This window comes from Prevotella sp. P4-98, assembly GCF_002251405.1.
In the GTDB taxonomy this organism is placed as follows: Bacteria; Bacteroidota; Bacteroidia; order Bacteroidales; family Bacteroidaceae; genus Prevotella.
Window position 1 is genome coordinate 1 of record NZ_NPJC01000054.1, and the last position, 24015, is coordinate 24015.

Genomic DNA, 24015 nt, shown 5'->3' on the forward strand with positions numbered 1-24015 from the left:
AAACAAAATCTTTAACGAAAATCTCGACTGAAAATGCGCTCGAGTTCCTCGCTTCTGGGAAGGACTTTATTATGGATCGCCTTACAGGCTCGAAATCTTAACGAAAATCTTTAGAATAATCTTTAACTGAAATCTTTCTCCGTGTACTCCGTGTGCTCCGTGGATTTTTTTTAGTTGCCTACGCCGTGTCGTCCGTGTGACATTTTCCGTGTGCTATTGGCGGAGAGACCCGCATACGAGTCCTCTTCCGTGTGTACCCACATAAACGCGACCGTATTCTTGCATGTCTCCGCAAATGTGGAGGACAAGGCCATACTGGTGGTTGTCATCGTTGATGCGCACCCAGTTGTTGCCAGAGTCGTCAGAACGGAAGAAACCATAGACACCATCTACTACACCTATTATATATAGGGCGGGATAGCCATCTTCTATGCGTGACTTGCCAAAACCGAAAGCATAGAGGGTGCTGACATGAGGCATGGCACCCACGGCCTGTAAGTCAGCGTTGAGATGATACAGTCCGTCGTAGGCGGCAAGCCATAGGTCGCCTTCGCGGTCGGGCATGGCGTATATGCGATCTTGACCGCCCCGATTGTCGCCCCGTTTTTTCTTTTCGGTGGTTCGCAATGTGATGTTGAGCGGTTTTGAAGTGAAGGTTCTACCCGCATCTATACTGGTATAGAGTGTTTTGTTGATCACATCGACAGCATAGAAGCGTTGTGGATTTACTTTGTCGGCGATGACTTTGATGTTTTTGGGGAGACCTTGACATGTGTTCCACGATTCCCCTTTGTCGGTAGTGAATGAGGGTAGGGCACCGCGTGGCGTCCATATCCATACCGAGGCATCGGCATTGACAGCGATGTGTCCGCTCTCCGCTTTTTCTACAGGAGCATTTGCGCATGGCTTCCATGTGCGTCCGCCATCTTCAGAATACGAGATAGGTGGAATGTCGAATAGATGGTTGAAGATGACACCCACGCGCACCATGACGTCAGGTTTGTTCCATGCGCCAGTTACTCCGTCGGTATTGCCGAAATATGGAGCGTAGTGCATGCCCTCCGGTACTGGTTTGGTGATGTCGAAATGCGTATATCCGCCGTAGTCTCCCACACCGCTTACTATGCTTGCTCCCGTTGGAGGAGCATAGAGTTCGAGGGGTACAGTTTCCTCAACTCCCTTAGTGGCAATGCTCCACACGATGGTGTCGCCCTGTCGTTCGCCAGCAGAGAGATTGAACGTTTCCCAACCTCCGAAACCAGTAGTGAAATAGGCATGATCGGCATTGCAGGGGTCGATCTCTATGTCGAACATCCAGTGGAGCGGTGCCATCTTCGTATAAGGAGCTTTGCTATGGTCGTATCTGTAACCATGTTTGAAGAGTGGTATCCATTGTTTACCGCCATCGGTACTGCGAAACATTTCCTCGTCACCGTAGCCGTATTTCTTCCCTAGTCCGTGTGTGCTTACAATGATATGTTGCGGATGGTGTGCATCGACAGCAACTGCCGCATATCCGAATCCCGATTTCTTGCCCTTGTCGAATTTCAAAGGAGAGATGTCCGTCCATGTGTTCTTCTTGATATCGTAAGCCCACAGTGCGCCATCGGTCATGGGTGACGGTCCTGGCGAATCGGCATAACTGATATACAGTTTTCTGTCGGCAGCCATGACCATGTGGGTGGGGCGCAGTCCGACGGGTTGATTGTCAACGGCTTTCCAACTCTTTCCGGCATCGCGGCTGACAAAAATGCTCTGTCGGTCTTTGAGCGAAACAGCCACAAAGATATTCTTTGCATCGTTGCCTTTCTTCTCTTTTTTGTCGAATACAACGGCAATGATGCCGCTGCCTCTGTTCATGCGGTTTTGGGGATTGGAGAAGTCCGTCTGTTCTGTGACATCAGGAAAAGTGTCCACGCGCTTCCATGTCATTCCTTCGTCAACCGACCTCCAGAGTCCGTTGAGCCGTGTTCCGAAGTAGATATTGCGTGAATTGAGCGGATCAACCATCATTCGTTCGCCGTTGCCACGTCCGTTCTCGTTGCCTCCCATGGCAATGGGCACTTTCACCTCGATGAATGATCTGCCTCCGTCGTTTGATTTCAGAATACTTCCCGTCTTAATTGTATATGTGCCACAGGCCAGATACACCTTTTGGTCGTTGTTGGGGTCGATAGCCACGCTCTCCACCCCTTGCAGATTTTGATTGTCGAGCGACACCCAGTCGAACATCTGTATCCACTCTTTGTTGACCGCATCCCATCGGTATGCGCCTCCCATATCTGTTCTGCAGAAGCGTACGTCAGGGTTAGTCGGATGAAGAATAAACCCATCTACGAATCCTCCGCCGACGATAGGTACATTCTTCCATTGGTATTGTTGTGCTGAAGCAGTCATGCCTGTCAACAGGCAAGCGATGGTTAACAGAAAGTGTTTCTTCATATTCCTGAATATCATGTTGGGTTATTAGTATTGGGCTGTAAAGGTAGTCATTATTCTGAAGAAAACCACAAAACTTTGTGTGAAAAATGCAAAAAAGCTTTTGATGGGATGTTGCTTCGCTTTTTTATCATCGTATGATCGTATGATCGGAATTTAAACGGATTTTTTGGGGGGGTGCCTACGGCAAGAAATCTTTGGAGGAAATCTTTTTTTAAATATGGCCTTTGGCCAGAAATCAATCATCGGATCATTGGAATTTAAACGGAATTTAGACGGATTTTTTTGGGGGTTGCCTACGGCAAGAAATCTTTGGAGGAAATCTTTTTTTTATATGGCCTTTGGCCAGAAATCAATCATCGGATCATCGGAATTTATACGGATATTACGGATATACGGAATTATGGCGGGCTGAAAGCCCAATGGTTTCCTTAGCCCAGGGTAACACCCTGGGGGGCTTTGTATTATTTAGCCAACGTCCTGTAAGGACAAAAGTAATTACCTGGTAGGCTGGAAACAAAATCTTTAACGAAAATCCTAACTGAAAATGCGCAACAGTACGTTGCTTTTGGGAGCGATTTAATATGGATCGCATCGGAGATGCTCGAAATCTTAACTAGAATCTCGAATAAAAATTTTTAACTAGAATCTTTTCCGTGATTTCTGTGATTTCCGTGTGACATTAAAAAAAATCCGTGTTCTTCGTGTGTTCCGTGGATTTTTTGGGGTTGCTTCGCAAGATGTTTTGGGGGGAAATCAGTTTTCGGGTATTGTATTTCAATCAAACACCCAATCAATCAAAAACCATCCGGCAGAAAAGGAATATCTGCCGGATGGAATATAGATGATAGGTTGTCAACGCTTAGAAGTTGTCTTTGTGGATTTCGAAGTAGGCTTGAGGATGAGCGCATACAGGGCAAACCTCTGGTGCTTTCTCACCAACTACGATGTGTCCGCAGTTGCGACATTCCCATACTTTCACTTCACTCTTAGCAAACACCTCCTTCATTTCTACGTTGTGAAGCAGTGCGCGATAACGCTCTTCGTGGCGTTTCTCGATAGCAGCCACCAGGCGGAATTTTATTGCCAAGTCAGCGAAGCCTTCCTCTTCTGCGGTTTTAGCAAATCCCTCATACATATCAGTCCACTCGTAGTTTTCCCCTTCTGCAGCAGCAGCCAGGTTTTGAGCGGTGTCTCCAATGCCGTTGAGTTCTTTGAACCACATTTTAGCATGCTCTTTCTCGTTATCGGCAGTTTTTTGAAAGAGTTCAGCAATTTGTTCGAAACCTTCCTTTTTTGCTTTTGATGCGAAATAGGTATATTTGTTACGTGCTTGCGACTCGCCAGCGAATGCGGCCTCGAGATTCTTCTCAGTCTGTGTTCCAGAATACTTTGTTGTCATAGTCTTTATTGTGTTTAGTTTATATCATTGATGTTTATTGTTCACGATGCAAAGTTACGGATTATTCCAATAGGTTGTTTGAAAATAAAAGAAATCGAATGGTAAATAATGGAAAAAACATGAAAAAACACATGTTTTGCCATTTTTTTAGTATCTTCGCATAATGAAACAAACGATAGCAATCATAGGAGGCGGTGCCGCGGGCTGCTTTTGTGCCATAGCGGTCAAGCGCCTGTTGCCTCACGCAGATGTCACGGTCTATGAAGGCGGCCGTAAGGCGTTGGCCAAAGTGGCAGTGACAGGAGGTGGACGGTGTAATCTGACCAACTCGTTCCGGCAAGTGGAACACCTTGCCGCAGTATATCCGCGTGGTGAAAAACTGATGAAGCGACTGCTGAAAGGCTTTTCTGCTGCCGATGTCTGCCGATGGTTTGAGCGCGAAGGAGTGCGCTTAGTGACGCAAACCGATGAGTGTGTGTTTCCCAAATCGCAGTATGCGATGGAAATAGTAGATACGCTGTTGTCGCTGATGCGTCAGTTGGGCGTGACGCTGAAGTTAGGTCATCGTGTCAGCGCTATTGCCCATGAGGATGAGTGCTATCGGTTGACTTTCTCACCGGCCGATAGCGTTCAGCAACCAACCGTTACTGCCGACATGGCGGTAGTGACGACAGGAGGCAGTCCGACGATGCAGGGTCTGCAGATGCTTGCCGGTTTGGATTTAGAAATGGTGTCGCCAGTGCCATCGCTCTTCAGCGTATGTGTTGCCGACCGCGCTCTGACCCAGTTGACGGGAACCGTGGTAGAACATGCGACCGCCGCCCTTCCCGGTACTAAATTCCGAGGCGAAGGTCCGTTGCTCATCACCCATTGGGGCATGAGCGGCCCTGCCGTACTGAAACTGTCGAGTCGTGCAGCACGCCATTTGCACGGCTGTGGTTATCAGCACGACCTTTGCATCAACTGGTGTGGAGCGATGACGCTCCCTGAAGTGGAGGCCATGATAGGGGAGATGAGTGTGGCACATGGTCGCAAACAGGTATCTACTGTGTATCCGCCCCATTTGAACAGCCGACTTTGGCAACTGTTGGTTGACCGATCGCAGATACGTGGCGGACAGCGTTGGGCAGAACTTCAGAAGAAACAGATCAATCGATTGGTGAATACGCTGACTGCCGATGTCTATCGGATGACAGGTAAGTGTAGGTTTAAGGAAGAGTTTGTGACCTGTGGAGGTGTGGCCCTTTCCAATGTCAACCTCTCTACCTTAGAATGTAAGCAGCATGAAGGTCTTTATTTTGCAGGTGAGGTGCTCGATGTAGATGCCGTCACAGGCGGTTTCAACCTGCAGGCAGCTTGGACCATGGGGCATACCGTTGCCGTTGCCATCAACAAGAAGTGCCATTGACCGACAGTCTGTCGGAGGCAAACGAGATGTAAGAATAGAAACAACCGGCCGTTCCTTCCCTTGGTCATGGGGCAGTGGGGCGGTATAAAACAAATATGAAGATGAATATGAAGAAAACACTGATGTGGATGATGCTGATGCTGACCGGCACCGCCACGCTATCGGCACAGACCGCTGCCGACACTACGCAACACGAGGTGGTGATGGAAACCACCATGGGTACCATTGTTCTGCGGCTTTACAACGACACCCCCTTACACCGCGACAATTTCTTGGATCGGGTGCGAACGGGCTATTATAATGGCTGCACGTTTCAGCGTGTCATTCGTAATTTCATGATTCAAGCCGGCAATCCGCAAGCCCGTCAAGTGTCTGCCGGCGATACAGTGCAGTATGATGTGGAGCGCCGTGTACCTGCAGAAATCCGTTATCCGGCGCATTATCATCGTCGCGGACAACTCTGTGCCGCGCGCGAGGGAGATGATACCAATCCTGAGTTTGCCTCCTCGTCGCATGATTTCTACATCACGTGGGGTCGCAATTTCTCGCCTCGGCAGATGGAATACTATGCCGACCAACTTCGCCGTGAGGGCAGAGCTTATGTCATTCCCGATTCAGTGATGCAACAGAACTATATAAAATATGGTGGTGTGCCCCATCTGGATGGCGGTTATACTGTGTTTGGCGAGGTCATCGAAGGACTGGATGTGGTTGATCGCATCCAACAGACTCCTGTGGATCACGACCATGGTGACCGTCCGTTGGAGGATGTGGTTATTCTCCGGGCTACTATTCGCAAGTGATATGCTACGGTTGTGAATCTGCAATCCGGCGCAACATAGAGCCCAATGGGTTTTCTTAGCCCTGCTGATGTTACTGTTGCCCTTACAGGGCGTATAGGTAAAAATAGGCATAGAACCCCAGGGTGTTACCCTGGGCTATGAAGATATTGCCCCGTTCGGGGCGTTGGTTGCAGAACGTGTGCATGTGGTATAATCACACAACCACAACAGGCCGAAAGCCCAATGGTTTTCTTAGTTAGGACATCGCCCTGCTGGTGAGAATATAATGACCGCATAAACAAAGGACAACGGGCTGAAAGCCCAATGGTTTCCTTAGCCCAGGGCAACGCCCTGCGGATGTGAATGTTAACAAATTAATAAACGTCCTGTAAGGACAAAAGTAAAAATCATATGTCACAATCACTTTGCAAAATCTATTTGCATATTATCTTCCACATCAAGACATCTAGCCCATGTATTCTTGATGATGATCTCGATCGGGTGCATGCGTATATAGGGCAACTCGTCAACGATGCAAATTGTCTAAATATTTGGGTTGATGGCACAGGTGACCATGTGCATGTATTGTGTCTATTAGGGCGTGAGATTTCTATTGCAAATCTCTTGGAAACATTGAAGCGCAATAGTAGCAGATGGATTAAATCATTATCACCACATTATTCAATGTTTGCGTGGCAGGGGGGATATGCAGCATTATCGGTCAGTCAATCTGTAGTCGATAAAACGTTAGCATACATCAAAAACCAGAAAGCGCATCATAAGAAGACAACATTCCAAGAGGAATACAAGCAATTCTTGAAGCTATATAACATAGAATATGATGAGAAGTATGTGTTCTCTGACTAGCTTGATTTTACTGTTGCCCTTACAGGGCGTATAGGTAAAAGAGGCATAAAAACCCAGGGTGTTACCCTGGGCTATGGAAATATTGCCCCGTTCGGGGCGTTGGTTGCAGAACGTGTACATGGGTAATAATCACACACCATTCGTGATGTTTTCCATCTGCAACAATCCGACGTTGCAAAACGTGTCGTGGGTAATAATCACACACCATTCGTGATGTTTTTCATCTGCAACAATCCGACGTTGCAGAACGTGTACATGGGTAATAATCACACACCATTCGTGATGTTTTTCATCTGCAACAATCCGACGTTGCAAAACGTGTCGTGGGTAATAATCACACAACCACAACGGGCTGAAGGCCCAATGGTTTCCTTAGCCCAGGGTAACACCCTGTGGGTGTGTGGGGTTATTTTACCGAACGTCCTGAAAGGACAAAAGTAAAATGTTAGAAGACCTTTTCAATGAGTATATAACACAAATCCGCCCTCTTTCTGATGGAACGGGGGTGGACTTGTGTTTTTATTTATTGTTATTTCGGCAGATTGAATGCGCGACTCATCTCCTGCATTTGCTCCTGACTCATACCTTCGGGCATGAAACCCATGGCTCTTGCGTTGACATAAATCTTAGCACTCTTGGAGAGAACGTCAATCTGGTCGAAGGCATCCATCACGTCGATACCTTTGGCAAAGACACCATGTTTCTCCCAAAGCACCACATCATAGTCTTCCAACTGATGGAGTGTGGCCTGAGCGAGCGTATTAGATCCCGGCAGTTCGTAAGGCACAATGCCCAGTCCGAGCGGACAGAAAGCCTTGGTTTCCGGTATCATCGACCAGAGCAGATTGGTGAGCACATCCTTGCCCAGCATCTCGCGGTTGTGGCTCATTGCCACCAGTTCGATGGGGTGGGTGTGTACCGTAGCACGGTAGTTGCTGCCTGTGGCAATGAGCTGTGCATGTACGGTGAGGTGGCTTGGCAGTTCGCTGGTAGGCATGACGGGCTCGTCGGCAATGATTACATACGATGCGCAGTCGTCGAGAATGCGTATGATGCTACCGTTTGTCATGGGCTTTCTTGCTAAATCGCGCATGCGCTTACCCGTACCTTTACAATAGAAATAGGTATTTTTAAGTTCAGGGAGAGTCACTCCAATGGGTATTGCATCGCTGATGGGAGGCATCTGCCTGATTTCGTCATCAACGAGTTCGGTGACATTGACGGTGATGTTTCCACCGTTGCGCTCTGCCCATCCGTTTTGCCAGAGGTATCCTGCCACTTCTGCAATCTTCTCAATTTCCTGTGTCAGTGCAGGACGTTGTTCCAATATACTTTTCATTTTGTTTGTAGATTTGTAGTTTGAATGGTGCAAAGGTAGTCATTTTTCTGATATTTAACGCTATTTGTTCATGATATTTCATATATTTTCAGTAATTTTGCGTCTCGAAGAAACCAAATACAAAACGACGATGAATAAGAAGGAATTACCTGTATTGCTGCTCACGGGTTATCTGGGCAGCGGAAAAACCACCTTGTTGAACCGCATCTTGACCAATAAGAAAGGCATCAAGTTTGCTGTTGTGGTCAACGATATTGGTGAGGTGAACATCGACGCCAACCTCATTCAGCAGGGCGGTGTGGTCAATCAGAAGGACGACAGCCTTGTGGCTTTGCAGAATGGCTGCATCTGTTGTACGCTAAAGATGGATCTCGTGGAACAGTTGAAAGACATTGCTGCCATGCAGCGCTTCGACTATATCGTGATAGAGGCGAGTGGTATTTGCGAGCCTGCACCTATCGCACAGACCATCTGCTCCATCCCCACCTTGGGTCCGGAATATACGAAAGACGCGATACTGCGCCTTGACAGCATTGTTACCGTGGTCGATGCATTGCGTATGCGCGATGAGTTTGGCAGCGGTGAGGCGCTGACCAGCCAGAATATTGGTGAGGAAGACATTGAAAACCTGGTTATCCAGCAGATAGAATTCTGCAACACCATCCTGCTCAACAAGGCTTCTGAGGTGTCGGCAGAGGAGTTGGAGAAGATCAAGCAAATCATCCATGCACTGCAACCCAAGGCAGAGATTATCACATGCGACTATGGTGACGTGGATTTGGATAAACTGGTGAACACCCACGGTTTTGACTTTGATGCCGTAGCCACGTCGGCTGCGTGGATTGACGAGATAGAACATCACCATGAAGATGATGACGACGAAGAAGAAGAACATCACCACCACCATCATGACGACGATGATGACAATGAGGAAGAACATCACCACCACCATCATGACGATGATGACGACGACGAGGAAGAACATCACCACCACCATCATCACCACCACCACGACCATAAAGGCGGCGAAGTGGAAGAGTATGGCATTGGCAGTTTTGTGTATTATGCCCGCAAACCTTTCGACATCAACTACTTCGATAATTTTGTTGCGCGGCAGTGGCCCAAGGGCGTTATCCGTTGCAAAGGCATCTGCTGGTTTGTCGATGAGCCCGACCGCTGTTATGTGTTTGAGCAGGCAGGCCGCCAGATGGGACTTCAGGGAGCCGGTCAATGGTATGCTACCATGCCCGAAGACGAGTTGCGCGACATGATGGCGATGAACGAAGACTTGCGTCGCGACTGGAATCCGATGTATGGCGATCGCATGCAGAAACTGGTGTTTATCGGTCAGCACATGGATCGCAAAGCCATTACCGATGCGCTCGATTTCTGCCTGAGCGACAAGGTGACGTGGTAATCGCACGTGATAAGACTTACAAGTCGGAGATCGGTTAGTGTGCCGCTCTCCGATTTTTTTTGTTTACCCTCTTTTCATATAGGTCGCAAAATACCTGTTGCATGTAGTCGTGGCAATATCCTACAGCGTGTCGGTGGACGTCAATCAAATAGCTTATGAATAAAAAAACAGCCCAGTTTTTGTAGATTTCCCAGATTATTTCATATATTTGCAAAATAATTGCTCCAACAGAGTCATTGGCAATTAAAAATACTACTATCCTGCATGTCAGACAAGAATATTATATATAAGGTGTATCGATTCTATCGAGATGGATTTCGCAGCATGACCATAGGTCGCACGCTGTGGACCGTTATCATCATCAAACTCATTGTGATATTCGCCGTGTTGAAGTTGTTTTTCTTCCCCGATGTGGTGGGCAGACAAGCCAAAAACGGCGACCGCGCCACATTTGTGGCAGGCGAACTGACGCGCCGGTAGGTATCTGTGCTGACAATACAGCCTGACAGTGAAGCAAGCAAATAGAAAAATAATCAATAATAAAAAAACTAAAGTTTATGAATCATCTTCTGACAATCGACCCCGCACTCATTGATTGGTCGCGTGCCCAGTTTGCTCTGACAGCCATTTACCACTGGTTGTTTGTGCCGCTAACATTGGGCTTGGCTGTAGTGATGGGCATTATGGAAACCATCTATTACCGTACGGGAAAACCTTTTTGGCGCGAACTGTCGCAGTTTTGGCAGCGTTTGTTTGGTGTCAATTTTGCCATGGGCGTAGCCACAGGCATCATACTTGAGTTTGAGTTTGGCACCAACTGGAGCAATTATTCCTGGTTTGTAGGCGACATATTCGGCGCTCCACTTGCCATAGAGGGTATTGTAGCCTTCTTCATGGAGAGTACGTTTGTGGCAGTGATGTTCTTCGGATGGGACAAAGTGTCGCGCGGATTCCATCTTGCATCCACATGGCTTACCGGTATCGGTGCTACGATATCTGCATGGTGGATACTTGTGGCAAACTCATGGATGCAGTATCCTGTGGGTTGCGAGTTCAATCCCGATACTGTGCGCAACGAGATGACGAGTTTCATGGAGGTGGCACTGTCGCCGGTGGCTGTTGATAAATTCTTCCACACCGTCACTTCCACATGGATTGTGGGTGCTGTGTTTGTTTGTGCCGTGAGTTGCTGGTATCTGTTGCGTGGCAGAGAGAAGGAACTTGCACGTCAAAGCATCAAGGTGGCAAGCATCGTGGGACTGGTGGCTTCGCTGGCTGCCATACATACAGGCGATGGTTCTGCGGTAATGGTGGCAGAGAAACAACCCATGAAACTTGCTGCTATGGAGGCACTCTACGATGGTGGTGAGGGTGTCGGACTGACCGTGGTCGGTGCGCTCAATCCCTTTGCTCAACCCGATTATGCCCAGGGAGGCGAGATGCCTTTGCGCATAGCCGTGCCTTACGGACTCTCTATCCTTGCCACTCATTCCACCGACGGATATGTGCCTGGAGTGAACGATCTGCTCAACGGCTATACGCGCAAGGACGGTACGCGCGAACTGTCGGCTGAGGAGAAGATGGAGCGTGGTCGCAATGCCATTGCCACGCTTGCCGAATACCGCAAAGTGAAAGCTGCCAATGCCAACGACAGCCGTTTGCCACAACTCGCAGAACAGTTGAAGGCCGACATGCCATACTTTGGTTATGGTTACATCAAAGACCGTGCAGAACTCGTGCCCTATATCCCCATCAACTTCTACGCCTTCCGCGTCATGGTAGGAGTGGGCAGTCTGCTGTTGCTGTTCTTCATCGTTATAGGTTTTGTGGCATGGCGAAAAGACATCACCAGGAGTGGCAGATGGCTCTGGATAACGGCTGTTGCGATGCTACCACTGGTTTATATTGCCAGCGAAGCAGGTTGGATAGTGGCAGAACTGGGTCGTCAGCCATGGGCTATACAGGATATGTTGCCCACGGTAGCCGCAGTTTCCGACCTGAAGGCAGGTAGCGTTTCGCTGACCTTCTTCATCTTCCTCGTGCTGTTTACCGTTCTGCTGATAGCAGAAGTCAGCATCATGTGTCGTGTCATCAAGAACTATAAGTCGGCACAAGAATAGAGATTACATCCAATATTCAATTTCCAACACTAAAAAAGAACACTGTTATGACTTATACATTTCTTCAACAATACTGGTGGTTTGTGGTGTCGCTGCTTGGCGCATTGCTCGTATTTCTGCTCTTTGTGCAGGGTGCCAATTCGCTGGTCTATAGTCTGGGACGTACCGAAGAGGGACAGCGCAAAGTGATGGAGTCCACTGGCCGGAAGTGGGAAATCACGTTTACCACACTCGTAACCTTCGGTGGTGCATTCTTCGCCTCCTTCCCATTATTCTACAGTACAAGTTTCGGCGGAGCTTACTGGCTGTGGATGATTATTCTCTTCTCGTTTGTGTTGCAGGCTGTGAGCTATGAGTTTCAGCACTGCAAAGGCAATCTGCTCGGCAAGCGCACCTATCAGTGGTTTCTTGTGATCAACGGCATAGTGGGTCCGTTGCTGTTGGGTGGGGCTGTTGCCACCTTCTTCAATGGGTCAAACTTCATTGTCGAGAAAGCATCGCTCACCGATCTTGGCGCACCGGTCATCAGTCGGTGGGCCAACGCTTCGGCAGGTCTTGACGCACTGCTCGACCCTTGGAACCTTGCATTGGGCTTTGCCGTGATGTTCTTGGCGCGCATCTTGGGCATCCTGTATATCATGAACAATGTTGATGACGAGGATATCCGTTCGCGCGGTTCAGTAAGACTGGTGGGATGTACGATACCATTCCTGGTGTTTTTCCTTGCTTTCTTTGTGCGCACGCTACTGAAGGATGGCTTTGCCGTTGACCCTGCCACGGGTGCTGTGTTTATGGAACCGATGAAATATCTGCACAACTATCTCCAGTTGTGGCCGCTCGCAGTGCTCACGGTGATTGGTGTTGTGCTGTTGCTCTACGGCGTGGCGCGCACCATTTTCAGTGCCACCTATGTCAAAGGAATATGGCCTGCCGGTATTGGCGTGGTGCTTGTGGTGTTGTCGCTGCTGTTGGTGGCAGGGTGGGGCAATACAGCCTACTATCCGTCGAATACCGATTTGCAGTGCTCACTGACCATTGCCAACAGTTGCAGCAGCGAGTTTACGCTTCGCACCATGTTTTATGTTTCGCTCCTCGTGCCTTTTGTTTTCTGCTATATAGCCTACGTTTGGCGCGTGATGGACAGAAAATAGCGACGTTGCCGATAGGCTTTGCAAACATGCTAATATATCCGTGGCTTTGCTGCGGATATATTTTTTTAGGTGTTTGCCTATTGCTTGGCTCACTCGGCAATGGTCTGTTGATGTGGTTCAGATATTCCCTTGCTCGGCAATTTCAATGAATTTGCTGAGTAATTTCAATGAATTTGCTGAGTAATTTCAATGAATTTGCTGAGCAAAACAAATTGAATTGCTGAGGAAAACAAATTGATTTGCTGAGCAAAACAAATTGATTTGCTGAGCAAAACAAATTGATTTGCCTTTAGAAGTATGTGCTATAGGAATGTAAGGTGTTGCTTGTTAGGTTGTTAAGCGACGCTTGCACGACCTGTGGCAGCACCACTTTCAACATCGGTCGAAACCCTATACGGCAAAAGCGCATGCCACAGACTATTGCTGCCGATGGACTGCAAGAGTTAAGTCAGCTGGTGACAGACCAACAGTCAGATGCATGTAGCTCAAGGGCGGATGAGATATGCGGCGAATACTCAGATGTAATACTCGGCAGAATCGACGAGGCCGGCACGTAGCGCATACTTGGTAGCCTCGTGTGCATTGTTGACACCCAACTTGCGGAAGATGTTTTTGCGATGGGTGTTGACGGTATGGAAACTGGAGAAACGGCGCTCGGCAATCTCTTTCGTGGTAAGACCGAGCGCAATATCCTTGAGGATCTCGGTCTCTGTGGGCGTCAGGCGAATGTCTTCCTCTTGCTTCTCCTGACTTGGCGCCAATAGCATTTCTGCCATGCGCTGGCAGATGTAGCGCTGATGGCGACAGGCGGCAGACAGACATTCGCGCACTTCTTGCAAGGGAGATTCCTTGAGCAAAATGCTGAAACGGGGACTCAGCGCCAGCAAACGGCGTACAAAATCGCCGGAAAGGTCGGTGCTGAACATCACCCATTGCACATCGGGAAAACGAAGATGCAGAATGTCGAGCTCGTCAACATCATTGACGTCAAACAGCGTATAGTCCATCACAACCACCGCTTCACTATCGTTTTTCAATAATTCAATAAGTCCGCATTTGTCTTCAGCACTATCCGTTGACCACTGGTCGGCCTGACTGCAAACATACAGAATGCCCGCACGGGTGATGTCTTGATTGTCGGCAAGGATGATGTGACTGTTCATGGGGCAAGAAACTATTGGAAGGAAGCAAGTCGCTTGGTCATCTGTTCGGACAGGCGCTCATGGCTGCGGCGCATGTGTGCATACATCACGGTATAGACCGTAATCTCCAAAATAGGATAAACGTAGGGCACACCCAGCAGACACGACAGATAGACAATGATGGCACGGCTGTTGAAAGTCAGCAGATTGGTGTATTTCATCAGCGGAAGAGAACCTCGGCGGAACTCGTCGCGCAACGATTGCGGAATAGTGGCAGGATTGGAATAACGCTGGCGCAACTGCTCATAGAATGCCTGAAACTTAGGAGTGCGGTCTTCTTGTGATTTGCAGTAGCCGGCATAGTTGGAATAGAATAGGCGGGCAAACCAACGCTCTTTGGGCATCGACTCGGCTATCTTACGCTGTTCGGCAGAGTTGTCGAGCTCGCTGCCTTCCTTGCCTAACAGGAAGAAAAGATGAATCTGACGATAGTAATCGGCTAAGGAACTCTGACGGGAGTGGCAGCCGAAACCTGCCCAAGCGGCAATGGCAAAGGCTATGAAGTAGGCAGAATAGCCTATTTCGTCATAAAACATATTACCTGTGCGAAGGAAGATGGCTACGTAGATGAAGAGAAACCAGACATCGCCGGATAGTCCATCGAGCACACGGCCTACAAGGGTTTTCTTGCCAGTAAGGCGCGCCATCTGTCCGTCGGTAGAGTCGCAGAAGTTAGCAAACATCAGGAGAATGACTCCTGCAATGTTGTGATAGAGGTCGGGGAAATAGAACATCACTCCGGCTGCAGCACCAAGGAAGAAGGAAATGATGGTGATGACGTTGGGATGCACACCGAAACGGTTCCAGAAAAGCGCAAACGCCAAACCGATAGGACGTGTGAAATGCACATCAAGCCACTCTTCGGTATCGTCTGACTTGAAGGATGCACGAAGCAGTTCGCTGAAGGTTTTATGTTCGTTTGTCATAATCGTATTGTGAATGAGAAATATCTGTTATTGACCGGCGAGGAAGGCTTCTGCCTTCTTGATATCATCGGCATGGTCGATGTCGAGTACTTTGGAGAATGCCCAAGCCGTCAGCTGACGACCGTCGGTCAGCAGGGCACGCTGGAAATTGCGCATGCGGCTTTCGCCACGTTCCATGCAGCCATTAAGTGTTTCGATGGCTGACGAGGTGAGACCATATATGCCGCCGGAGATGTAACGGGGATGCTCTTGATGGTCGAGAAAATTGAGAATACGGAGCGTATCGTCGGTTTCGACATAGAGTGGCTTTTCGTCATCGATGTAGTCGGTGACGCCCATCACGCCATCGATATGTCCGTCGGCAATCTGTTGACGGAAGGCTTTCACGTAGTTGCTGAATTCTTCTTCGCGGAAAATGGTATCGACGGTGGTCAATACAAAAGGACTGTCGGAGAGATAGGGGCTGATGACATGGAAACTGTGCATCGAACTGGGAGTGCTCTGAACGCAGAAGCGCAGAGGAATGGGGCGTCCTTTCAGTCCGTCGCCCTGCAGTTCTACCAAGTGTTGAGCTACCAAAGTGGTGAGATCGTTGCAGATGACAACGATTTCTTCTGCATCATTATCCATGAAAACACGTATCAGACGGTCTATCAGATACTCGCCGCCTACCTTGACCAACGGTTTGGGAGAGTCAATTCCCTCGGCTGCCAATCGGCTGCCTTCGCCGGCCGCAATTATTGCATATTTCATCTTATATATAAATAATGTGTAACTTTGCAAGCGCAAAATTACACATTATTCGTGAAAAACGAGCAATATACTGTCGTTTTTTATCTTAATACCAGTTTGTTGGTATATACATCGCCTGAACCTTTGACGTCGTGGCGCTCCCTTTGGGCTGTTCCTTCAATGTTGATATCGCCCGAACCGATGACCTGACTCTCGATGGTTCCGCAGTCAACGGCTTTCAACTCGATATCGCCCGAACCTTTCAAATCCATGTGTGTGGCGATGACTTGGTGCTGCGTGATGTCGATGTCGCCCGAACCGATAAGGGAAAGATTGGTGTTGCGTGCCGTAACATTGGGGAGATCGATGTCGCCACTTCCGGAAAGAACCACTTTCAGATTGTCGCAGATGAGGCTCTGAAGGTCGATATCGCCGCTACCACGCAGATCAATCATCATATTGTCGGTATCGATATGGCCGTTGCATTTGAAATCGCCCGAACCTTTCAAGAAGATGCCGACAAGGTCGGGAGAGCTGACGGTAACGGTTACATCGTCGCTATTGCCGACGTTGAAAAAGGTGTTGGGGGTCTTGATCATAATCTTCAACCGCTTGTCAGAAACGGAGGTCTCTACATTCTTAAGGAGCGACTGCGGGGCTTTTACTGATACATGATACGTATTGGCTTGTTGATAAACAACATTGACCGAACCGTAAATCTCAATGGCTTCGAAGTCTTTCACTTCGTTGCGAATGGTGGTAACCTGCTGCGATTGCGAGTCGGCGGTAATCTTCATTTCCTTGCATGATGTCATGGTGACGATGGCAGTCAGCATTAAAAACATGATTTTTTTCATAGTCTAATATTTTTTGTTTTTGTGATGTTTCTGACCTTTTGACGATACATAGTGTGGAAAAGTTGCAGGCAACCGATTCTTTTTTCGCAAGTAATGTGATTTTATGGAATGGGTCAGACAGCAAGGGTATGATAATCATATAGGGTGGAAATGATAAATAGAAATGGATTTTCTATCATAGAAGTAGGTGCAGAATGACAATCAGGGCTGGATTTCCAATCGTAGGAATCCAGCCCTGATAGGTGGTGTATGCAGCAAATGTACTGTCGATAGCGGTTAGAAAGTCATGCGCACCATGAAACGGATGCCGTGCTTGTGGGCACTCGGCAGGTCGTTGTAGTTGAGGCGGCGCACATATTCCACATGCATGATCTTGAAGATATTGTGAATACCCAATGCCAATTCCCAGTAGGGACGATGGGGATCCATGATATGCGAACCTGTGGGGAATGCCATCACGATAGGACTGTCGGTCTGCATGTTGGGGTTGTTCTTGTCGGAGAGTTCTCCCCACAGCATCTTCACGCCGATATATTCACGCCATTTCAACTTTTTAAGCAATGGGATGCGGTTGAAGATTTTACCGTTGAGGTCCCAACTGATATCGGCAGAAACATAGCGGTCGTTGAGAAACTCCATGTTGTTGATCAGGTTGAACGTGTTGTCCTGAATGATGTATGAGAGGTTGGTCTCAGGCATGCAGAGCAGCAGGAACGGCACTTTCTCCCATTGTATTCCACCCTTGAGATAGCAGTCAATCTTTCCCCAGCTGTTCATCCAGAAGCGTTTGTAAATGCCTGCTTCGGTATAGTTGTAGCTGTAGTCACCGCCCAATACATTCTTCAGACCCAGGGTGTGGCTGACAGAGAACACCGGTGCATCAAGATTGATCTTCAAACGGCGCTGTTTGGTATTGATATAGGTGGCGCCGGGGCAATACTCCAGAGCGGCACGTATTTCTGTTGTGCGAATATGGTGAGATGGCTGAACTGCTGTTGTCGGATAGGGTGAAATGATGTTATCTTCACCGTTGCCAGCAATATTTTTCCATGCCGTGTATTCGTTCATAGGAGTGAAACGCAGATTACCGCAGGCTTCGTTGTCTTCGGTCTTGATGCTGAAAGTAGTCTTGAAACCGAAGTCTTCCTCACGTTCGAAAGTGATCTGCTGTCGGTTGTAGAACATCATAGCATCTACTTTGCTCCACTTGAATGCAGTAAACACGTTGTCCTTGTCGGTATGCATGAACTTGTCTGAGGGCGACATCACATCGTAGGTAGAGGTGAAACTCAGCGTGCGTTTAGGGAACTCACGTGGGAGATACTCCTTCTTGTTGAACGAGTAAGTCACTTCGCCTTTATAGTAGTTCTTGTGTGACTTCATGCCGTGGGCATAGTAGCCGGAGAAGAACCAATGCTTGTTGAGATAGGCTGTGGTCTGGGCAGAAGCACGCAGTCGCATACCGTCAACAAAGTTGTTGGATATCATGGTGTTGATAGGTCCGATATCAACTTTCGACGGATTGCCGGTCTCTACAAAGTTTTCGATGAGTGCCTTTGCACCGAAGATGATATACTTGAACCCCTTGATGTTCTGCAGTCCTTTGATGAAGGCGTCCATGGAATTCTCGCCTTTGGTTAGTTCCACCTGACGGTATTGAGCCCAGAAAGCATCGCCACGCATCATGGCATCGGCCTCGCGCACATCTTTCTTTTTGCCTTTGAAGAGCTGTTTGGGCAACTCATCGAAAGCATAGTCTGTGAGGCGTGTGTTACGTATGACAATGATTTTATGGAGGAAACTTGCAATCTTCATCTCCACAATCATGTCATCAACAGAGAGTACCCATTCGCCATTGGGCAACTGGGTAAATTCCTGATCGACACGAAGGTTCTCTACGAAATTGACGTCGCTGCGCCGCGGAATGGTCAGTTGGCAACGTTTCACCTGATAGGACGAGTCCTTCAAAATGTAGATGTCGCCACGGAATCCGAAGTCCTGCTGGTTGTTGGGAAGAAACTGCAGATGGATGCAACTGTCGCGATCTACCTTGACGGTGTCCTCTATATAAAATCGGTAGAAGCCGATGGCTCCTTTGCCAATAGGTGAGGTGAAGGGATATTGCAACAGTCGGATCTGGTCGTCGTAGATATTTACATCGGTGAACACATCTTTCAGCATCGTCGTGATGATATCGCCAGTTTGGAAAAGATCGCCTATTCCTGTAGAACTCTGTCCGATGATGATGTTCTTTTCATCGTGTGGCCTGCGGCGATAAAGTCGTTTGGTGACGGTCTCATCTACCGATAGGGGCAATATCAACTTGTTGTTATAGGGGCAGTTCTCAACCTGGTCGGTCAGCCATTTCTTGTTCTTGAACTTAGGGTTCTGGAGCATTTCCGGCGTTATTTCGTTGGCCGCCATGGTGAGCTTCTGATACTTATTGTATTGGTAGAAGTCGTTGTTGGCGAGGTCGGTCATCTTCTTGTGTTCGATGACCTTGCGCATCAGTTCTACTGCCGGATTGTTTTTGCGGCTGTAGCGTTGGCGCTTGGCACGGACGGTGACTCCCTTTAGCATCTTTGTATCGGGCTTCAGACGGATGTCGAGCCGCATGGGGGTGCGGTCAGTAATCTGAATCGTCTGTGAAATATAGCCTACGGCACTAAAGGTCAAGGCCCAGCCAACCCTCTTCTGAATGGTGTAGCGGCCCTCGATGCTTGATACAACAGCTTCTTTATGGGTTTTATAAACGACGCTCGCCATGGGTATGCTGTCTTTGGTCTGAGCGTCGATGACGTATCCTGAAAGCAATCCTTGTGCCTGCGTGGGCAGGCACAAGGACATTACTAATATTATAAAATAGAGTTTAATCGATTTCTTCATCGGCTTCATAACCACCCATTTCGCGGATAGCATTCTTCAACATGGTGTATTGCTGGTAGAGGTTGTTGACAGCCTCTTCGCCCTGAGTGTAGTCGTGCATAGGTGCTTTGAGGAAGAAACTCAGGAAGCGCTGGATGCCGAAGCGTCCTGCACGTGCAGCCAGATCACTCAACAGAGTGAGGTCGAGCAACAGTGGAGCGGCGAGGATAGAGTCGCGGCAGAGGAAGTTGATCTTGATCTGCATGGGGTATCCCATCCATCCAAAGATGTCGATGTTGTCCCATCCTTCCTTGTTGTCGTTGCGGGGAGGATAGTAGTTGATACGTACTTTGTGGTAGTATTGAGTATCCTCATCGTTGCCGTGGCCGTAGAGGTCGGGCTGTACGTCTGGCTTCAGAATGGTCTCAAGAGTAGAGAGCTTGCTGACTTCCTTGGTGTGGAAGTTTGCGGGTTCGTCGAGCACGAGACCGTCGCGGTTGCCGAGGATGTTGGTAGAGAACCATCCGTTCAGACCGAGGCAACGTGTGCCGATGATAGGAGCGAAGCCTGACTTAACAAGTGTCTGACCTGTTTTGAAGTCTTTACCTGCGATAGGCATCTTGGTCTTTTCGGCGAGTTCCCACATGGCGGGAATATCTACGGTGGTGTTTGGAGCGCCCATGATGAAGGGTGCACCTTCGGTGAGGGCTGCGTAAGCATAGCACATAGATGGTGCGATGTGCTCGCGGTCGTCGGCCTTCATAGCTTCTTCGAGTGCTGCGAGTGTGCCGTGGATTTTCTCGTCAACGGGTACGTAGATTTCGGTAGAGGCAGCCCAGATAACAACGATGCGTGCGCAGCCGTTCTTTGCTTTGAAGTCGCGGATGTCCTGACGCAGGGCTTCAACCATTTCCCAACGTGTTTTGCAGTCTTTCACGTTGTCGCCATCCAGACGCTTAGCGTAGTTTTTGTCGAAAGCGGCCTTCATAGGAACGATCTTTTCCAGTTCGTCGCGTACGGGCTCGATATCTTTCTCTTTCAGAACTTCAGCGTACATGGCAGCCTGATAGGCATTCTGGGGGTAAACATCCCATGTGCCGAACACGATGTCGTTCAGATCGGCGAGGGGAACGATATCCTTGTAGTGGAGATACTTCTTGTCTGTGCCACGGCCGATACGAATTTTGTCATACTGCGTCATGGAGCCGACAGGTTTGGTCAGTCCCTTGCGAGTCATGAGTACACCAGTCATGAATGTAGTGGCAACGGCGCCGCAGCCAACTACCATAATTCCCAATTTGCCTTCAGCAGGCTTAACATTAGTTTGTTTCATTACACTTAGTTTTTAATATATGTATTTTATATTATTGTTGTCTAACAGTTCTGTGAGATTGTCGATAGCGAGATTGGCCTGTGATTCATCTACTGGGTCATCAGTCCATTGTTCGCCTCGTATCCATACGGTATTGCATCCTGCACGATGTGCGGGGATGATGTCTTTGTCGATGCTGTCGCCTACTACGGTTACTTCGTCGGCTTTCATGCCGAGGGCTTCTACTCCGAGTTGGAAGATGCGTGGGTCCGGTTTGCGTACGCCGACCACCGCCGACTCTATGATATGGTCGAAGATGCCATCGAATCCGAATTCGCGGAGTACGGTTGAGATGTTGCCGTAGAAGTTGCTCACCAGTACCATGGGCACTCGCTCTTTGAGTTGCAGGAGTACTGCACGACTTTCTGCGGTGTGTCTGCACACCTCGGTATAAAGCAGGTCGAGTACTTGGTCGTGGTAGTTCAGACAGTCGAGATATTCCATCTCGATGTGCAGCTTAGAGTCGAGGGTTTGACGGAATGTGTAGTCTGGCTGTATGATAGGATTCTTGGCCAATGTCCGCTCGCCGTGCACGTATGCATCGCGAAAGCGGGCTTCGGTCACGGGTACGTCTGCCTGTTGGTAGGTGTGCCACAGTACTTTTCCCCAATGGCAGCCTCCGGTGTCGAGTGTTCCGCCATAGTCGAAAATATAGCCTTTCGTCTTAAGCATGTTTGTCAGTTCTGTCATTTCCTTTTTTTATTGTTTGCAGTCCTGCCTTCTGAACGATGTGTTCTGCAATGGCTTGGGCTGCTTCGGTCCGGCATCTTGAGAAACTGGGCCAGTCGTTGAAGTCTATCAATACGGGGGTTCCGTCTGGCTGTATGATGCAGTCACCTCCGTAGATGCCTGTCTGCAGTAGTGTTGCGGCTTGGTTGGCCATCTGCTGCAATTGTTTTTTGTCAAACGGATAGTGGGCGGGCTTGCCGTTGCGCTTTTCGTCGCCGAATTTGCTTTGCCCATCATCGCCTGGATAGTAGTAGCAGAAAAAGTCTGTATCGGTGACACCGTAAAACTTCACAAGGTCTCCGGTGATGTGTGCCCGTATGTCAATTTCCGTTATTCCCTTGGCTTTCATCTCATTTGCCGTGGTCATGGCGCTTTCGTAGTCTGGGCGGAACAGTACATCCGCTGATGTCTGTGCCGAAGCATCGCCTCGTTTGACCCAATAACCGTTGTTGCCTTTATGCGGTGCAACATTTATTCCGGCGCTTTCCAGCATCTTCATTTGTTGGTAGCGCTGACAGCAGGTGATAATGCCTTCCGGACTGTTGATGACGATGGCGCCTTGCTGTTGCTTTCTTTTAAGCTCTTGCAGCACCGTTTCGTCGCGTCCCATGGTCACATACACCTCTGCTTGAGGAAGCGGTTTTTCTTTCTCGTCTTCCGAATATGTTGCTATACGAAGCCCTTTGTCGAGCAATCTGCAACCGACTTCATGTAATATGGCCGTGTCCTTCTCTACGCTGTTGGGCGAATACCGATGGGCCCGGCTTATCATGACTATTTGACTGTCGTACATATTTTATATTACGCATTAAAAAGCATACAAAGATACTCCTTATTATTCAAATATAGAAAACTTTTGAACATTTTTTTGTTTTCTACGTAAAGTTTTGCCTTTTTTATTTATTTTCTTACAAAATAATGGCGATTATTGCCGTTTGTTGGCAAATAAACGGGGACTGGCTGCAAAAAGGACGTGATGATGGATTTCGGAGTCTTGTTGCGTAGGAAAATACGATTTTGAAATCGGTTTGAAAATGTTCCGAAGCTATTCAGAAATCATCCCGGAGGCATCCCGACGGCATCCCGAAGGGTGGCGGTAAGCATGTCAAGGCGATATGATGTCTCCAATTTACTCTTTTCTCTCGTTGAAAAAATCAATCCAGAATATGGAACCTTTGCCCATGACCGATTCTACTCCAACCTTGGCTTTCAGACTCTTTGCCAAATTGCGGCAGATGCTTAGGCCAATTCCCGTGCCTGGAACAAATTCGTTGACCTTCACGAAGCGTTCGAAAAGAAGGTCGTTGCATTTGTCAGCAGGAATGCCGATGCCTGTGTCTCTTACCCAAATGCTGATGCGATCGGTTTTCTTTGTGTAGCCCAAACGGATTTCTCCAGTCTCGGTAAACTTGACTGCGTTGCTGACATATTGATTGATAATTTCCTTTAGGCGGTCGTGGTCGGTTTGTAATAGGTGGTTGTTTGTATTATCAACAACAATTGTTAATCCTTTTTCTTTGCATGGTGTGGTGTATTTGTCGGCAATCTCACGCAAGACTTCCAGTATGCTGACGTCTGTATTTTCTATAGTTTGGTAGCTTCCTGCTTCCAGTTTGGAGACGTTCATCATGTCATCGAATAGGCGTAGCAGATGTGCATTATTCTGCTTGATGAGGTCTATCAGATTCTGGCGCTCCTCATCGCTCTGTGCCAAAGGTAGAATATCGCTAAATCCGACAATGGCGTGGAGAGGTGTGCGTACTTCGTGAGTGATGTTGGCAAGGAATGCTGATTTCAGTCTGTCGCTCTCTTCGGCGTGGTTGCGAGCTTCGAGTAGTTCTTGTTCCACCTGCTTGGTGGTGTCTATGCATGAGGTTGCTCCTACTATGGTTAGTGGGCGCCTGTTCAGATCCCGCTTCTCAATGGTGGCAAACATGGCAGCCCAATACTTTTTTCCTGCAGCATTAGTCATTTGGTATTCCTGATAGGTTTCTTCCTCGCGTCCTGCCGCAAGGTTGAGAAAGGCGTTGCGAACTGCTTGCGCTTGTTCGGTGGCGATGTGTTTGAAAATCTTTTCTACAGGAGTTCCCTTTTGCGGTATGAAAAGGTCTTTACCTTCACGATAGTCGCTCTCTACGTTGATGGTCATCGAAGGTACGTCAACTCGCCAAGTGGAGAGCTTCATTGCTTTAAGCACCAAGTCGTATTCAATGTTGCCAACTTCGTCGGACATGGCCTCTACTTGAGTCTTTAATCGTTTGACTCTGCGTGTCAGCACAAACCAAGAAATTGCCAAAAAAATAATAAGTGGAATGCTTATAATCCATGCAAGAACATCGGCTGTCAGCCATGAACGGATAGATAGAAATATGGTGTCTGTTAGGTTTGTCATATTGGAATTGGCAAT

20 protein-coding genes are annotated in these 24015 nt (G+C 48.3%); 8 read left to right on the forward strand and 12 right to left on the reverse strand.

Going from position 1 to position 24015, the window contains the following annotated elements; translation table 11 throughout:
- Nucleotides 1–213: 213 nt before the first annotated feature.
- Both CIK96_RS08015 and rbr read right to left on the reverse strand, forming a co-directional pair.
- The gene (locus CIK96_RS08015; protein WP_254047100.1) at nt 214–2442 is read right to left on the reverse strand and encodes an exo-alpha-sialidase; all 2229 of its coding nucleotides are present in this window, start codon (nt 2440–2442) and stop codon (nt 214–216) included.
- 859 nt (nt 2443–3301) lie between these two features.
- Entirely contained in the window at nt 3302–3841 is a 540-nt protein-coding gene (rbr, locus tag CIK96_RS08025; protein ID WP_094389750.1) for a rubrerythrin, read from the reverse strand.
- 163 nt (nt 3842–4004) lie between these two features.
- Between rbr and CIK96_RS08030 the strand changes: the two genes are divergently transcribed.
- From CIK96_RS08030 to CIK96_RS08040, 3 genes are all read left to right on the forward strand, one after another.
- A complete protein-coding gene (locus CIK96_RS08030) occupies nt 4005–5249 on the forward strand; it encodes an aminoacetone oxidase family FAD-binding enzyme (RefSeq protein WP_094440275.1) in 1245 nt (414 codons plus the stop codon).
- 95 nt (nt 5250–5344) lie between these two features.
- On the forward strand, nt 5345–6052 hold the full coding sequence (locus CIK96_RS08035; RefSeq protein WP_094389752.1) for a peptidylprolyl isomerase: 708 nt from the start codon (nt 5345–5347) through the stop codon (nt 6050–6052).
- 390 nt (nt 6053–6442) lie between these two features.
- Nucleotides 6443–6898 (forward strand): transposase, encoded by a 456-nt coding sequence (locus CIK96_RS08040; protein WP_094440276.1) that lies wholly within the window; start codon nt 6443–6445, stop codon nt 6896–6898.
- Nucleotides 6899–7427: 529 nt separating this feature from the next.
- Here the strand turns inward: CIK96_RS08040 and rhaD are convergent.
- On the reverse strand, nt 7428–8237 hold the full coding sequence (gene rhaD / locus CIK96_RS08050; protein ID WP_094440278.1) for a rhamnulose-1-phosphate aldolase: 810 nt from the start codon (nt 8235–8237) through the stop codon (nt 7428–7430).
- 130 nt (nt 8238–8367) lie between these two features.
- Here rhaD and CIK96_RS08055 point away from each other — a divergent pair, with 130 nt between their 5' ends.
- The 5 genes from CIK96_RS08055 (at nt 8368) to CIK96_RS13250 (ending at nt 13482) form a co-directional block, all read left to right on the forward strand.
- The gene (locus tag CIK96_RS08055; RefSeq protein ID WP_094389755.1) at nt 8368–9654 is read left to right on the forward strand and encodes a GTP-binding protein; all 1287 of its coding nucleotides are present in this window, start codon (nt 8368–8370) and stop codon (nt 9652–9654) included.
- Between the two features lie 264 nt (nt 9655–9918).
- On the forward strand, nt 9919–10134 hold the full coding sequence (locus CIK96_RS08060; RefSeq protein ID WP_094389756.1) for a DUF4492 domain-containing protein: 216 nt from the start codon (nt 9919–9921) through the stop codon (nt 10132–10134).
- A 77-nt stretch (nt 10135–10211) separates the two neighbouring features.
- A complete protein-coding gene (locus CIK96_RS08065; RefSeq protein ID WP_094440279.1) occupies nt 10212–11774 on the forward strand; it encodes a cytochrome ubiquinol oxidase subunit I in 1563 nt (520 codons plus the stop codon).
- 47 nt (nt 11775–11821) lie between these two features.
- Entirely contained in the window at nt 11822–12925 is a 1104-nt protein-coding gene (locus CIK96_RS08070; RefSeq protein ID WP_094440280.1) for a cytochrome d ubiquinol oxidase subunit II, read from the forward strand.
- A gap of 407 nt (nt 12926–13332) precedes the next feature.
- Nucleotides 13333–13482, forward strand: coding sequence for a hypothetical protein (locus CIK96_RS13250; RefSeq protein ID WP_158214683.1), 150 nt, complete (start codon nt 13333–13335; stop codon nt 13480–13482).
- On the opposite strand, the gene CIK96_RS08075 is transcribed toward CIK96_RS13250, so the two are convergent.
- The 9 genes from CIK96_RS08075 to CIK96_RS08115 form a co-directional block, all read right to left on the reverse strand.
- Nucleotides 13441–14088, reverse strand: a complete 648-nt coding sequence (locus CIK96_RS08075) for a response regulator transcription factor (RefSeq protein ID WP_094440281.1) — start codon at nt 14086–14088, stop codon at nt 13441–13443. The genes CIK96_RS13250 and CIK96_RS08075 overlap by 42 nt on opposite strands.
- Before the next feature lie 11 nt (nt 14089–14099).
- The gene (locus CIK96_RS08080; RefSeq protein ID WP_094440282.1) at nt 14100–15053 is read right to left on the reverse strand and encodes a CDP-alcohol phosphatidyltransferase family protein; all 954 of its coding nucleotides are present in this window, start codon (nt 15051–15053) and stop codon (nt 14100–14102) included.
- A 27-nt stretch (nt 15054–15080) separates the two neighbouring features.
- Complete coding sequence (locus tag CIK96_RS08085) at nt 15081–15806, reverse strand: sugar phosphate nucleotidyltransferase (protein ID WP_094440283.1); 726 nt, start codon at nt 15804–15806, stop codon at nt 15081–15083.
- Between the two features lie 80 nt (nt 15807–15886).
- Nucleotides 15887–16642, reverse strand: a complete 756-nt coding sequence (locus tag CIK96_RS08090) for a head GIN domain-containing protein (protein WP_094440284.1) — start codon at nt 16640–16642, stop codon at nt 15887–15889.
- A 276-nt stretch (nt 16643–16918) separates the two neighbouring features.
- Nucleotides 16919–19528 (reverse strand): DUF5686 family protein, encoded by a 2610-nt coding sequence (locus tag CIK96_RS08095; protein ID WP_094440285.1) that lies wholly within the window; start codon nt 19526–19528, stop codon nt 16919–16921.
- Nucleotides 19512–20840 carry an inositol-3-phosphate synthase gene (locus CIK96_RS08100; RefSeq protein WP_094389764.1) on the reverse strand — a complete coding sequence of 443 codons (1329 nt, stop codon included), beginning with the start codon at nt 20838–20840 and terminating at the stop codon, nt 19512–19514. Before CIK96_RS08100 ends, CIK96_RS08095 begins: the two co-directional genes overlap by 17 nt.
- 12 nt (nt 20841–20852) lie before the next feature.
- Nucleotides 20853–21569, reverse strand: coding sequence for an HAD family hydrolase (locus CIK96_RS08105; RefSeq protein WP_254047101.1), 717 nt, complete (start codon nt 21567–21569; stop codon nt 20853–20855).
- On the reverse strand, nt 21544–22401 hold the full coding sequence (locus CIK96_RS08110; protein ID WP_094440286.1) for a hypothetical protein: 858 nt from the start codon (nt 22399–22401) through the stop codon (nt 21544–21546). Before CIK96_RS08110 ends, CIK96_RS08105 begins: the two co-directional genes overlap by 26 nt.
- Before the next feature lie 336 nt (nt 22402–22737).
- The gene (locus tag CIK96_RS08115) at nt 22738–24000 is read right to left on the reverse strand and encodes a HAMP domain-containing sensor histidine kinase (RefSeq protein WP_094440287.1); all 1263 of its coding nucleotides are present in this window, start codon (nt 23998–24000) and stop codon (nt 22738–22740) included.
- Nucleotides 24001–24015 lie beyond the last annotated feature (15 nt).

Excerpts from the sequence above, each read along its gene's own strand:
- CIK96_RS08015 (WP_254047100.1), bottom strand. The coding sequence starts at position 2,442 with ATGAAGAAACACTTTCTGTTAACCATCGCTTGCCTGTTGACAGGCATG.
- rbr (WP_094389750.1), bottom strand. The coding sequence starts at position 3,841 with ATGACAACAAAGTATTCTGGAACACAGACTGAGAAGAATCTCGAGGCC.
- CIK96_RS08030 (WP_094440275.1), top strand. The coding sequence starts at position 4,005 with ATGAAACAAACGATAGCAATCATAGGAGGCGGTGCCGCGGGCTGCTTT.
- CIK96_RS08035 (WP_094389752.1), top strand. The coding sequence starts at position 5,345 with ATGAAGATGAATATGAAGAAAACACTGATGTGGATGATGCTGATGCTG.
- CIK96_RS08040 (WP_094440276.1), top strand. The coding sequence starts at position 6,443 with ATGTCACAATCACTTTGCAAAATCTATTTGCATATTATCTTCCACATC.
- rhaD (WP_094440278.1), bottom strand. The coding sequence starts at position 8,237 with ATGAAAAGTATATTGGAACAACGTCCTGCACTGACACAGGAAATTGAG.
- CIK96_RS08055 (WP_094389755.1), top strand. The coding sequence starts at position 8,368 with ATGAATAAGAAGGAATTACCTGTATTGCTGCTCACGGGTTATCTGGGC.
- CIK96_RS08060 (WP_094389756.1), top strand. The coding sequence starts at position 9,919 with ATGTCAGACAAGAATATTATATATAAGGTGTATCGATTCTATCGAGAT.
- CIK96_RS08065 (WP_094440279.1), top strand. The coding sequence starts at position 10,212 with ATGAATCATCTTCTGACAATCGACCCCGCACTCATTGATTGGTCGCGT.
- CIK96_RS08070 (WP_094440280.1), top strand. The coding sequence starts at position 11,822 with ATGACTTATACATTTCTTCAACAATACTGGTGGTTTGTGGTGTCGCTG.
- CIK96_RS13250 (WP_158214683.1), top strand. The coding sequence starts at position 13,333 with ATGCCACAGACTATTGCTGCCGATGGACTGCAAGAGTTAAGTCAGCTG.
- CIK96_RS08075 (WP_094440281.1), bottom strand. The coding sequence starts at position 14,088 with ATGAACAGTCACATCATCCTTGCCGACAATCAAGACATCACCCGTGCG.
- CIK96_RS08080 (WP_094440282.1), bottom strand. The coding sequence starts at position 15,053 with ATGACAAACGAACATAAAACCTTCAGCGAACTGCTTCGTGCATCCTTC.
- CIK96_RS08085 (WP_094440283.1), bottom strand. The coding sequence starts at position 15,806 with ATGAAATATGCAATAATTGCGGCCGGCGAAGGCAGCCGATTGGCAGCC.
- CIK96_RS08090 (WP_094440284.1), bottom strand. The coding sequence starts at position 16,642 with ATGAAAAAAATCATGTTTTTAATGCTGACTGCCATCGTCACCATGACA.
- CIK96_RS08095 (WP_094440285.1), bottom strand. The coding sequence starts at position 19,528 with ATGAAGAAATCGATTAAACTCTATTTTATAATATTAGTAATGTCCTTG.
- CIK96_RS08100 (WP_094389764.1), bottom strand. The coding sequence starts at position 20,840 with ATGAAACAAACTAATGTTAAGCCTGCTGAAGGCAAATTGGGAATTATG.
- CIK96_RS08105 (WP_254047101.1), bottom strand. The coding sequence starts at position 21,569 with ATGACAGAACTGACAAACATGCTTAAGACGAAAGGCTATATTTTCGAC.
- CIK96_RS08110 (WP_094440286.1), bottom strand. The coding sequence starts at position 22,401 with ATGTACGACAGTCAAATAGTCATGATAAGCCGGGCCCATCGGTATTCG.
- CIK96_RS08115 (WP_094440287.1), bottom strand. The coding sequence starts at position 24,000 with ATGACAAACCTAACAGACACCATATTTCTATCTATCCGTTCATGGCTG.